Genomic DNA, 12,129 nt, shown 5'->3' on the forward strand with positions numbered 1-12,129 from the left:
ATGCGAGGCTTGGATACAGGGGGATAGGTTTTTATCTATCCGCTCCACACTCACGGGATGAGGGGAGATTCCATCTGGACCCATTTTGGTGGAAACCTTGTTTCACCAAAATGGATCATCGAGGATGGCCGCGACATCTGGGTCGTCAAGTGTCCGTTTTCTTCGAAAACGGATCGCCTTGCGACGCAGCAAAGCTGCGCACTTGACTACCCAGAGGTCGCAAGAACAATTGAGGGTGCGGTTGGGTGACCAGAAGGGNTTCTCCCCGCCGCCACAATGCCATCCCCGCCGGAACGAAGTGGCGAGCGGGCACCTCCGGCACTCTGCGTCAAAAATCCGGGATGGCGACCTTGTGGGACTTTACTGCATGGGTGGAAGGGTCCGTGATGCCGCGCGCTGGCCTATGGGCTTGTCGGGTTGGGCGAAGACGACATATAGCCATAAAGGATAGCCCGGCCTCAGACCGCCGCACCACGTTAAGGAAACACGCACGCCATGCAGCTGATCAGTGACAATGTTCTTATCGATACTGGACAGGTGGACCCCATTCACGCGGCAGCCTATCCCTTGATCAGCGGCTTTAAGCTGGGCGACCCGGCTTCTTGGACCGGTGGCCACCCATGGGCCTTTTATCGGCAGCTTCGTAATGACGCCCCGGTGCATTGGAGCCCGGGCTATCGTGGTATTTCAGGGTTCTGGTCGGTGACGCGCTATGAGGATATCAAAACGGTTGAGCTGAACCCGCAAATCTTCTCATCCCAGCGCGGCAGCATCAATTTGGGCATTCAGGCACGGGAGAAATGGAAGCCTAAGAAGCTGATCCCGGCAGCCCTAAACTCCCTAATCAATATGGATGCGCCCATGCATATGGAAGCGCGAATCCAGCAAAAAGACTTCTTCATTCCAGCCTATGTCGCGAAAATCCGCGACAAGGTTAGCACCCATATTGATGGGCTGTTGGACGAGATGGAGCGCAAGGGCCCCGAGGTTGATTTCGTGAAAATGTTTGCCGAACAGGTCCCGCTTTTCACCTTGTGTGAAATGCTGGGCGTTGATCCAGCCGACCGGCCACGGATCGTAAAATGGATGCATTATCTGGAAATGGCGTCGCAATATCTGGCCAATCCGTGGCAGACCATCCTGAAAGAACCCCTCTTCCCGTTCCGCTTCTTTAAGATGGTCGATGCGATGTTTGCCTATGGTGAGGAAGTCATGGCCGACCGGCGTGCACGGCCTCGCGAAGATTTGTTGACCGCGATTGCCCGCTCCCGCCTTGGCGGGGAAGAGCTACCGCAAGAGCATTTGGATGGGGCTTGGCTTCTGATCATCTTTGCCGGCAACGACACCAGCCGCAATTCGCTGACCGGTACGATTCAACTCCTGCATGAGTTCCGTGACCAGCGGCAGATGGTGCTGGATGATCCAAAGCTGATCCCACGCATGGCCGAAGAAGCGCTGCGTCTGGTCTCTCCTGTCAAACATATGCGCCGCACGGCGCTGGAAGAGACCGAGCTTAATGGTCAACGCATCGCCAAGGATGAAAAAGTGGTGATGTGGTATGGTGCGGCCAATCGCGATCCAGAGGTCTTCCCCGACCCCGATCGGTTCGACATGATGCGCGACAATTATGACAAGCACCTGGCTTTCGGCCATGGCGTACACAAGTGCCTAGGCTCGCGCATTGCGCAGATGCAATTACGCCTGTCATTTGAGAAAATCTTCGAGCGCTTCCCCCATATCGCGCCCGTGGGTCCCGTGGTTTATGCGCCCAATGCGCTCGTCAATGCAATGTCGAGCCTGAAGGTCAATCTCTATGGTGTAGGCGGCCAACGGCCTAAACTTGTCTCGGCTAGTCGGTAGGCTGATAGACGCGGCATACCGTTGCACGAGCCTCGAAGCCGTCGAACAAGCCTTTCTGCGCAAGCTGGGGTGCCAAGGGGTGCATGCCTATCGGGGTGCACCCTAGAGGCTGGTTTCCTCAAGGACTGCTGTCGGGCAAAAGCCCACCCACCCCCATCATGACGAGCTTGGCAGTTAAAGCCCGAAAGCCGCGCTGCGGCATACCAGCTGACCCGTATTGACAGCGCTGACAATTTGGCAAACTATGGTCAGGCAACGCCGACAAGGCCCAATGAATGGCCGTGACCTGGGAGGGTTAAGTTGACAGATTTAGACGCTCTTGCCCCTCCTCTGACGGGGTCGCTTGACCGTGTAGCGCAGGCAGCCCTAGGGGCCTTGGAAGATGAAGCGCGGGCAGAGCTGGATCGGATTTGTGACTGGTGGGCCACCCACGCCCCTGCGCCCACGGGTGGGTTTTGGGGCGAGATTGGCGAAAACGGCCTCGCCTATCCCGAGGCCCCCCGCGCGATCATTTTAAATGCACGCCTCTTATGGTTTTTCTCCGCCGCTTTTGAGGCCACGGGCCATGCGGCATGCGGAAGGCTGGCCGATCAAGCCTATGCCATCTTAATCGATCATTTCCTCGATCCAGACACCGAAACGTTGATTTGGATGGTCTCTGCCGAAAATGTTGTGCTCGATGCGCGCAAGCAAACTTATGCGCAGGCATTTGGGATTTACGCGCTGGCCGCTTATGCGCGTGCCAAGAAACATACGGCTGCTCTTGCCAGTGCTGTGAAGATTTTCGAGCAAGTCCAAACCCATTTTATGGACTGCGTGCATGGCGGTTGGATTGAAGCTTTAGGCCCCGATCTCGAGCCGATTGAGGATGTGCGCTTAAGCGCGCGTGACCAGAACGCACCCAAGTCCATGAACACCCATCTGCATATCTTAGAAGCCTATACCGGCCTTCATGAGGCGCTCCAGCAGCTTGACCCGCATCATGTGACCGGTGCGGCGGTGTGCTCAGCCTTGGAAATGGCCTTTGAGATTTTTAATCAGCACGTCGTCTCGCGAGGCAGAGATACTTTAGGCCTATTCTTTGATTGGGACTGGACGCGCCAATCGGCGGTGCGCTCCTATGGGCATGATATTGAAGCCAGTTGGCTTGTGTATGAAGCGGGGCTTAGCCTTGCCACCCCTGCCCGTTTGGCTGAAGCCAAAGAAACCTGCCTTGGCCTTGCGACGGGTGCCCTCACGGGCTTGAGTGAGTTTGGTGGGCTTTATGAAGAGCTGGGCCCAGATGGTCATTTGTCTCGCCTGCACGTGTGGTGGATCCAAGCAGAAGCTCTGGTCGGCTTCCTCAATGCCTATACCCTCACGCACGACCCCGTTTTCCTCAAGCATGCCTTAGGGGTTTGGGGCTTTATCAAAGACCATCAAATCGACACCCTAGACGGGGAATGGCTTGAGCTTTCCCGCCTCGATGACCAAAGCAGCAAATCAGGCCTGATGGCTGGGCCTCGGAAATGTCCCTACCACACCGGTCGTGCCATGATCGAAACGATCCGGCTGTGCCAAGGCTTGCAGGCGGCCCGGTGATGAACTCCGCAACCATTCTCACACTCCTGTCTCTTGCCTAAGGCCTGATCCCGATGAAGCTGCCCCCCCCCTCGATCTCGCCATTGTCTTTGCCTATGTGGCACTGACGATTTTCATCGGCTTTTGGATCTCCAAACAGGCCAGCACGGGGCTACGCAGCTATTTTCTCGGCGGCAACCGCTTGCCTTGGTATGCTCTGGGCCTGTCGAACGCATCGGGCATGTTTGATGTAGCCGGCACGATGTGGCTGGTATCCATCCTATTTATTTATGGCCTCAAAAGCATCTGGTTGCCGTGGCTTTGGCCTGTCTTCAACCAAGTCTTTTTGATGGTGTTTCTGTCTATCTGGTTGCGACGTTCTGGCGTGATGACGGGGGCAGAATGGATCACATTCCGCTTTGGGGATGACCGCTCCGCACGGCTTAGCCACCTGATCATTGTTCTTTTCGCGCTGATCTTGGTACTCGCCTATATGGCCTATGGCTTCTTGGGTATTGGCAAGCTCGCCGCGCAATTCATCCCGTTTAACTTGAGCGAATTAGTGCATCTGCAGGTCTTCTTGCCAGAGGCTTTAAAGGCAGCCTCGCTGAATGCGGAACAAGTGGCCGAACGCGCCCGCCTCTTGGCCGACTTTAACGACCGGGCCTATGGGGTAATCATCATCCTTCTAACCGCGCTTTATGTGATCAAGGGCGGCATGTATTCGGTCGTCTTCACCGAAGTGATGCAGTTTGTGGTGATGACCATAACCTGCTTGGCCATTGCCTGGGTGGCCATGGCCCACACTGATGCTGCCAGCATTGCAGCCGCTATCCCCGACGGCTGGACCAATCCCTTCTTTGACTGGAAGCTGGATCTGGATTGGTCGCAACTTCTGCCCTCGGCAAATGAAAAGATCGCATCTGAAGGCTATTCGCTCTTCACCATTTTCTTCATGCTCGTGTTGTTCAAGGGCATTTTGAACTCTCTCGCCGGGCCTGCACCCAATTATGATATGCAACGCGTTTTATCCGCGCGCTCGCCAACCGATGCTGCGAAGATGAGCGGCTTTGTCAGCCTCGTGTTGAACCCACCCCGCTATTTGATGATTGCAGGCCTTACGGTCCTCGCCTTGGTTCACTTCCAGGATGAGCTTCGCGCCATGGGCAAGAGCGCCGATTACGAAGCCATTCTGCCCTTCACCTTAGCTGAATTCTTGCCCACGGGATTATTAGGTCTGACGTTGGCAGGCCTGTTGGCTGCCTTTATGTCGAGCTTTGCGGCACCCTTGAATGCAGCCCCCGCTTACATCGTCAATGATGTTTACCGCAAATATATCAATCCCGAAGCGTCAGAAAAAACGCTAATCAAACTAAGCTATGCGGTCTCAATCATTTTTGTGATGATCGGCACGGCCTTTGGCCTTTTGCTGCACAGTTTCGATAGCGCCTTGAACTGGATCACGGCCGGCCTTTATGGCGGCTATACGGCGGCCAATGTCGTGAAATGGTATTGGTGGCGCATGAATGGTTGGGGCTATTTTGGGGGCATGGCAGCAGGTATTTTGTTCGCACTCATTCTGGCGATCCCCCAACTTAATCTCGACCCACTGCAATCCTTCCCTTTCTTCTTTGCCATTTGTCTGGCGGTTGTGATTGGCACCTCCTTGATGACGCCTGCGACCGATATGGCCGTATTGGAAACGTTTTATGTGAAGACGCGGCCCTGGGGTTTCTGGGGGCCAGTGCAGCACTCCCTTGTCGCCAAAGGGGAGGGCGTCGAACCGAATAAAGAGTTTAAGCTTGACGCCTTCAATGTGGTGGTGGGTATCATCTGGCAAACCAGTCTGGTTGCCGCACCCATCTTCTTTGTGATCCGCAATTGGACCTCCTTCGGGATGGCAATGGCCCTTGCTGCTGTCACGACTTGGCTCTTGAAAATCTATTGGTGGGACCGCTTGAAGGATTATCCATCCGACTATCGGCCTGTGGCCGCGGAAGCCCGGGACCCCGCCACCCCTGCCCCCGCTGCTTCGGTTCCCTAAACATGCCTTATGTGACCTCCCCAGCTTGGGTTGACCCCCCTTTAGATCTTGCTTCCAATTATGGAGAGCGGCCGCTCAACCTTGCCGCTTGGCCGAAACCCAAACAGAAGCTGGTACCGGACCCCGTGATCGAAGCCCAGATTGCGAAGCAAGTCGCGGGCATGAGCCTTGCCGAAAAAGTCGCGCAAATCATCCAAGCCGATATTGCCGCCATCAGCCCGGAAGAAGCCAAGGCCTTGAAGATTGGTGCCATCCTCAATGGCGGCAATTCAGCCCCGCACGGGCGCTTTGATGCCTCTGCGCAAGAATGGCTCGACTTGGTCGACTCCTTTTTTGAGGGCGACGATCCAAACGCAATACCAATCTTGTTTGGCACCGATGCGGTCCATGGCCATTCCAATGTCGCAGGCGCGACAATCTTCCCGCATAACATCAATCTGGGGGCGGCCCGCGACGTCGGTCTTGCCTACGCCATGGGTGTTGCGACCGCCAAGGAGATTGCGGTCACAGGCATGGATTGGACATTTTCGCCCACGGTTGCCGTTGCCAAGGATTTGCGTTGGGGACGCACCTATGAAGCATTTTCGTGTGACCCCGACCTTGTGTGTCGTCTGGGGGCTGCGATGATCCTTGGCTTACAAGGCGAGCCCGGCACGAGTGGATTTTTGGGCGTGGATAAGGTTGGCTGCGCCGCCAAGCATTTCCTCGGTGACGGGGCTACACGAGATGGGCGCGACCAAGGGGAAACCAATTGCTCAGAATCTGAGCTAATCAGCCATCACGCCGCCCCCTATCTGGCTGCGATCGACGCCGGTGCTACCGCCATTATGGCGTCCTTCTCCTCTTGGGGTGGACAAGGCATGCATGGCCGACACGACATGTTGACCAAGCTGTTGAAGCAACATTGGGGGTTTGATGGACTGGTCGCAGGTGATTGGAACGGCCATGGCCAATTGCCCGGTGCAACACCGGGCTTTGCCCCCCAAGCCCTCGTCGCGGGCCTTGATATGTATATGGCACCTGACTCTTGGAGGGCCCTTTTGGCCTCTACTGTGGAGCTGGTGACCTCAGACCCTAGCCTGGTGTCAAGATTGGATGATGCCGTTTTGCGCATGTTGCGCTTTAAGGCCCGCTTGGGCTTACAGAAAAAGGGTCGGCCTGCGGCACGACCCCTTGCCGGACAATTTTCCCTGTTGAGCCGCTCAGAACATCTTGAGCTTGCCCGCCGCGCGGTGCGCCAATCGGCTGTGCTTTTAAAGCATGAAGACCAGATCCTGCCGCTCGCTGGAAACCAGCATATTCTGGTGTGCGGTCGCGGGGCCGATGCATTAGACCTTGCCTGTGGCGGCTGGACCTTATCTTGGCAGGGTGGGGGTGATTTTTCTGGCCTATTCCCGGGCAGCCAAACCCTGTTGGAAGGGGTGCAAGCAAAAGTCAAATCTTCAGGCGGGCGGGTCAGCTTCAACCCCGCCGGCCAATGGAGCGACAAGCCCGGCGTTGCCCTGGTTGTTCTGGGTGAGGAACCTTATGCGGAGTTTCGAGGCGATTGCGATACCCTTGCCTATCGCCCCGGCGATCCATCTGACTATGCACTGATTGATAGGTTAGCCGCTTCAGGCATTCCCGTGGTGACGGTGCTCTATTCAGGTCGCCCACTCTGGATGAACCCCGCCTTGAATCGGAGCAAGGCCTTCATCGCCGCCTTTCTGCCCGGCACCCAGGCCGGGGCTTTGGCCGATTTGCTGATTGCCGCGCCATCTGAGCTCGTGCCCGACTTTCAAGGTCGTCTGCCCTTCCCGTGGCCCGCCCATAGCGACCACTTCGACCTGTGTGCGCCAAGCCCAAGCCGCGCCCCGCTGTTCCCCCTAGGCTTTGGGCTTTGCCGAACCGATCAAACTGCCTGGCAGAGGCTGCATGAACATTCCACAGCCAGAAAGCACGATCCCCTCACCCTGTTCGATCGGGGTGTGCCGCAGGGCGAGTGGACGGCAGAACTCACCGACTTTTCGGGCTCCACCACCTTAAAGAAAACCGGGCTGCTTGGGGGGGCTGCTTCGCCAGGGCGGCAGGTGGCCATACGCCCAGCAGATTACGGTCAGCAAGAAAACGCTTGGGCCATCCAATGGGGCGGCGCAGGAAGCCTCAGCTTCGCGGGGCCACCCCTCAATCTATCCCGGGAAGTCAATGCTGATTACGCCCTCTATCTGACCGCGATCGCCAAAAATCTTAAAGGCTTGGAAGTTTCCCTCTTGCCTCCCGACGCACCAGGCCTGTCTGAGGCCACATGCAGCATCGCACTTTCAAGCGTGGCGCAGCATGAGCAGTCATTTGTCATTCCTTTGAAACGATTTGCCGAGCTGGGGATCGAGATGAACCACGTTCACCGCTTGGTGGTGCTTGGTCAAGAAATGTCAGACCTGATGTTGGTGAAAGCCTATTTTGCCCCCATGGTGGCCGGTCGTGCATAAATCGACAGCGCTTCTGATTGCGGTCGGGTCACGACAGGGCTTACACTAGGGCGAAGCTAAGTCGAAGAAAGCCAGATGACTCAAAGGCGCGCCCCCACCATTTATGAAGTTGCAGCCCATGCCGGGGTGTCAATCAAGACAGTGTCGCGCGTCTTGAACCTCGAACCCAATGTTCGGCCCAATGTGCAAGAGCGGGTCAAGCGCGCCGTGTCCGAACTGGGCTATCGGCCAAAGACGTCTGCCCGCGGCCTTGCTGGCGGGCGGTCGTTTACGCTGGTGACGTTTCTCGATGAAGCGCTCACGCTCGACCATTGGAAGACTGATCGTTCAAACCCTTATGTGGAGCGGTTACAATTTGGTGGCATGATGGCCTGTCGGGAAGCGGGCTATCACTTGCTGTTTGAGCTTTTGAATGCAGAAGCTGAAAATGCTGAGGCCATCTTATCCTCGACCCTTTCGGCCTTGAATCCAGACGGCGTGATCCTGACTCCGCCGATTTCCGACAATCAAAAGATTCTTGAAATTCTTGTCCGCATGGGCACACCCTTTGCGCGCCTGAGCGCAACCGAAACCGACGTTGCTTGCTTGTCGATCACCATGGACGAGCGCGCAGGGGCCAATGAAGCCACTTTGCATCTGATTGGCCTTGGCCATAAAAGGATTGGCTTTATCGCGGGCACACCGGGTCTTGCCTCCAGTCGTGCGCGCCAAGATGGTTACACCGAAGCCATGCGCGCAAGCGGTTTGGCCCTCGACCCTGCGACCATGTTGCAAAGCGATTATACCTATGAAGGTGGTAAGGCCAGTGGCCGGGCCTTGTTATCTTTGCCCAACCCGCCGACCGCCATTTTTGCCGCCAATGACGAAATGGCCTTGGGCGTAATCCATGTTGCGTCTGAGCTGGGGGTAGAGGTTCCGCGCGACTTATCGGTTGTGGGATTTGACGACTTTCCGGCCTCTCGCTACAGCCAGCCAACTTTGACCACAGTCCGCCAGCCGGTCGGCGACATGGCGGCTGAAGCCTCAAAGCGATTGATTGCACATGCGGCAGACAAGACAAGCCAAGAGTTAAACGCTGCCTTGGCCATCAACCATGCCTTTGTGGTGCGCAATTCCACATCAAGCCCGAAGGCCTCTTAGCCCGTCAGGCTAGGCTGGCATCATTCCGACTTGTCGCAAAAAATCCTCATGCTGTGGCAATTGCCGTGTGACATCGGCCAAGGCGCGATGGGCATCGGCCAAAAATTGCCGCCCTGCTGCGCCCTCATGAACTTCTACCAAAGGATTATAACCGATGGGTTCTATGCCCTGGCCCATAAAGACGGCAACCCAGCTGGTTTCGGTAAATAGATCAAAAGCATGTGGGGGCACACGGCCACCATGTTGGAACAAGGCCAAGCGTTCCTGTAAGGTCTCGGGCAAGGCCATATGTCGGCAATAATCCCACAAAGGCTCGCCCATGCGTTGATTGGCCCTATAGTGCAGGACAAGAAAGTCTCGAATAGACTCATACTCTTCTTGGCCGAGCCGATTATAGGTCGCGGCATTCGCGGCGTGGTGATGCTGGCTTGGGAAGAAGTCCAGCAACTTAGTGATGCCGGTTTGGATGAGATGGATCGAGGTAGATTCCAAGGGCTCTAGAAAGCCCGAAGCCAAACCAATCGCCACCACATTCTTGTTCCATAGCTTCTTACGTCGGCCGGTCACAAATCGCAACGGCTTGGCTTCAGCCAAAGCTGGCGCATCAAGGTTTGCCATCAAGCTTTCATGGGCTGCCTCATCGGAAATGAATTGGCTGGAATAGACATAGCCATTGCCGGTGCGATGTTGCAGCGGAATACGCCATTGCCATCCGCCCAGACGCGCGGTGGAACGCGTGTAGGGCATTGCAGGACCTTGCTTCGCCGTCGGTACCGCCAGCGCACGATCAGCAGGCAAGAAAGCACGCCAATCTTCGTAGCCAGTCTTCAAAGTCTGCTCGATCAAAAGGCCACGAAAGCCCGTGCAATCGACAAAGAAATCACCTTCTACCGCTTCACCGCTTTCCAAAAGTACGGCTTCGATCGCACCGGTTTCACCAGCCTGGCGGACAGAGAGCACTTTTTGGTCCAATCGCCGCACGCCGCGCGCTTGCGCAAACTTGCTAAGATAAGCGGCATAAAGCCCGGCATCAAAGTGAAAGGCCGAGGTTAAAGTCGCCTGGATAGAAGCCGGGTCGCGGCCTTGTGGCGCAAGCCGACCCTCGCGGGCGGCCAAGCTGCAGAGCGAAAACTCACAAAGATCAGGAACAGGCCCCCCTGCCCGCGCCCGCAGCCATTGGTGGAAGAAATTGGGCTGGTTCAGGGTGGGGCCATAAACGCCAAACGGATGGAAATACGTGTGGCCGGGCTTCACCCAGTCGCAAGACTCAATCCCTAATTTATAGGTGCCTTTGGTCTCGCGGACGAATTCGGCTTCATCAAGGCCCAAGATCGCATTGAAATTGCGGATCGGCGGAATGGTCGCTTCACCAACGCCGACCGTGCCAATGTCGGAACTTTCGATCACTATGATCTTGACCTTATGGCCAACAAAGCGCGCCAAGGCCGCTGCAGTCATCCACCCAGCCGTACCGCCGCCGACAATCACAATAGACTTTGGCAAAAGGCCCGTTGCTTCCATGTCCCACCCAATTCCTTTGGCCATCCAAACTTGAAACGAAAGTCAGGCATGGCACAAGAGCAAAAGGGGCAGCGTTTGCGGTACGCCGCCCCCTTTTATGGCCTAAGCCTCAACACCTGACGGGGACACGAGTCGAGCCATTAGACCATTGTGGAAACCCTTAATTGCCGAACTTCAGACGGCCACCGAGGGAAATCCGCCGTACGCCGGAAAGGTAGCGGAAAGGCAGGTTTTCAAACTGGAGATATTCGGTTGCATCTTCAGCCAGAAGATTGCTGCCCTCCAGCGTGACTTGGAACCGGTCGTTAATGTCATAGGACAATTGACCGTCGAGTTGGCCATAGGCGGATTGGTAGCGACCGAGATTAAAGCGGTCGAAGCCGAAATTGCCGACAAAGACCGTATCACGCCACGCATAGGACAGACGGGCTGCAAAGCCGTTCTTCTCATAATAGCCCGTCACGTTGAAGGCATTTTTGGCAACCCCTGGAATGGGCAAGTTCTTGTCATAGTCGTTTGAATAGGGCGACTCTGAGTCTGAATAAGTATAGTTGGCGGTAAAGCCATAACCGGCATCAAAATCATATTGAGCCGAAAGCTCTAGACCCTTGATGGAGCCTGCTTCCCCATTGGTTGGCTGCGAGAAGGACCCAACGGTTGAGCCCTGCACCGTGCCATCGGCAACCACACGAGGAACCGTATTGGTTTGAATGAAAGAGTCGATCTTCTTGTAGAACAAGCCAACCGAGACCAAGCCTTTGCGGCCGAAATAATGTTCCCAGGCAAGGTCTGCTTGATCGGCCCGGAAGGGGTTCAAGTTTGGATTGCCGCCGCGACCACTTGTAAAAGCAAAGCGATCGAGGTTCGGGCCCGGGGTTGAGACGCGGGTGAAGTCATATTGGGAACCCTCACCCAATTGGAACAGATTCTGACGGGCAACCACGCGGGCCAGTGAGGCCCGGATCTTCGTGTTGTTCGTGGCGTCATAGACGATGCTGGCGCTGGGCAGCACGTCGGTATAATCGCGGCCGGTACGCTCTCGCGTTGGATTGGCCAAGACGCCGTTCCAAGAATCCGTGCCCCAATAGCGTGGCGCAACAGGCGTGCCACTCGAATTGACGGTCAATTCAGTATTGATGACCCGCACACCGCCATTGATGTGGTAGCGGTCATCAGGCCGGCCGACATCCAACATCAGATAGCCGCTCTTGGTCTTTTCCTCGACCACAAAACTATTAAGGGGGTCACGGTAGAAGGCGAAGGGTGTGGATGGATAGAGCGACTTAATCCAGTCGACCGCATTTTCCATCTGATCCCGATTTTGGAAGAGGGCCTGAATGCCGCCAACTGTCACCGTCTCAAACCGGCCCGGTGTGGTTGCGGCGGTTTGATAAGGGGTGATCAAGGCGGGCGAATTGCCAAAGCGCGCCCCGGCATCGCACGCCGGACGCCCTGGTGTGCCCACGGGCAGCTCACATGACTTATAGCCAATCGCGCCATCTGGACACCCGCAATAACTGTGATTTCGGCGACGCG

General features: G+C 56.2%; 7 protein-coding genes. 5 read left to right on the forward strand and 2 right to left on the reverse strand.

The genetic code is table 11. The features are described from left to right. The first annotated feature begins 495 nt into the window (after window positions 1-495). The 5 genes from B7364_RS02530 to B7364_RS02550 all read left to right on the forward strand — a co-directional run bounded on the left by B7364_RS02530 (window position 496) and on the right by B7364_RS02550 (window position 9,072). The gene (locus tag B7364_RS02530) at window positions 496-1,860 is read left to right on the forward strand and encodes a cytochrome P450 (protein ID WP_085338378.1); all 1,365 of its coding nucleotides are present in this window, start codon (window positions 496-498) and stop codon (window positions 1,858-1,860) included. A 300-nt stretch (window positions 1,861-2,160) separates the two neighbouring features. After that, window positions 2,161-3,441, forward strand: a complete 1,281-nt coding sequence (locus B7364_RS02535; protein WP_085338379.1) for an AGE family epimerase/isomerase — start codon at window positions 2,161-2,163, stop codon at window positions 3,439-3,441. Window positions 3,442-3,538: 97 nt separating this feature from the next. Beyond that, window positions 3,539-5,464, forward strand: a complete 1,926-nt coding sequence (locus B7364_RS02540) for a sodium:solute symporter family protein (RefSeq protein WP_232780778.1) — start codon at window positions 3,539-3,541, stop codon at window positions 5,462-5,464. Between the two features lie 2 nt (window positions 5,465-5,466). Next, window positions 5,467-7,932 (forward strand): glycoside hydrolase family 3 protein, encoded by a 2,466-nt coding sequence (locus tag B7364_RS02545; protein ID WP_085338381.1) that lies wholly within the window; start codon window positions 5,467-5,469, stop codon window positions 7,930-7,932. Window positions 7,933-8,007: 75 nt separating this feature from the next. Next, window positions 8,008-9,072 (forward strand): LacI family DNA-binding transcriptional regulator, encoded by a 1,065-nt coding sequence (locus B7364_RS02550; RefSeq protein WP_085338382.1) that lies wholly within the window; start codon window positions 8,008-8,010, stop codon window positions 9,070-9,072. A gap of 9 nt (window positions 9,073-9,081) precedes the next feature. On the opposite strand, the gene B7364_RS02555 is transcribed toward B7364_RS02550, so the two are convergent. Both B7364_RS02555 and B7364_RS02560 read right to left on the reverse strand, forming a co-directional pair. Next, the gene (locus B7364_RS02555) at window positions 9,082-10,617 is read right to left on the reverse strand and encodes a tryptophan halogenase family protein (protein ID WP_232780779.1); all 1,536 of its coding nucleotides are present in this window, start codon (window positions 10,615-10,617) and stop codon (window positions 9,082-9,084) included. Between the two features lie 136 nt (window positions 10,618-10,753). After that, window positions 10,754-12,129 (reverse strand): TonB-dependent receptor domain-containing protein (locus tag B7364_RS02560; RefSeq protein ID WP_157893442.1); only part of this gene is annotated, 1,376 nt, incomplete at its 5' end.

Source organism: Aquidulcibacter paucihalophilus (genome assembly GCF_002105465.1).
Taxonomy (GTDB): Bacteria; Pseudomonadota; Alphaproteobacteria; order Caulobacterales; family Aquidulcibacteraceae; genus Aquidulcibacter; species Aquidulcibacter paucihalophilus.

Excerpts from the sequence above, each read along its gene's own strand:
- B7364_RS02545 (WP_085338381.1), top strand. The coding sequence starts at position 5,467 with ATGCCTTATGTGACCTCCCCAGCTTGGGTTGACCCCCCTTTAGATCTT.
- B7364_RS02530 (WP_085338378.1), top strand. The coding sequence starts at position 496 with ATGCAGCTGATCAGTGACAATGTTCTTATCGATACTGGACAGGTGGAC.
- B7364_RS02555 (WP_232780779.1), bottom strand. The coding sequence starts at position 10,617 with ATGGCCAAAGGAATTGGGTGGGACATGGAAGCAACGGGCCTTTTGCCA.
- B7364_RS02550 (WP_085338382.1), top strand. The coding sequence starts at position 8,008 with ATGACTCAAAGGCGCGCCCCCACCATTTATGAAGTTGCAGCCCATGCC.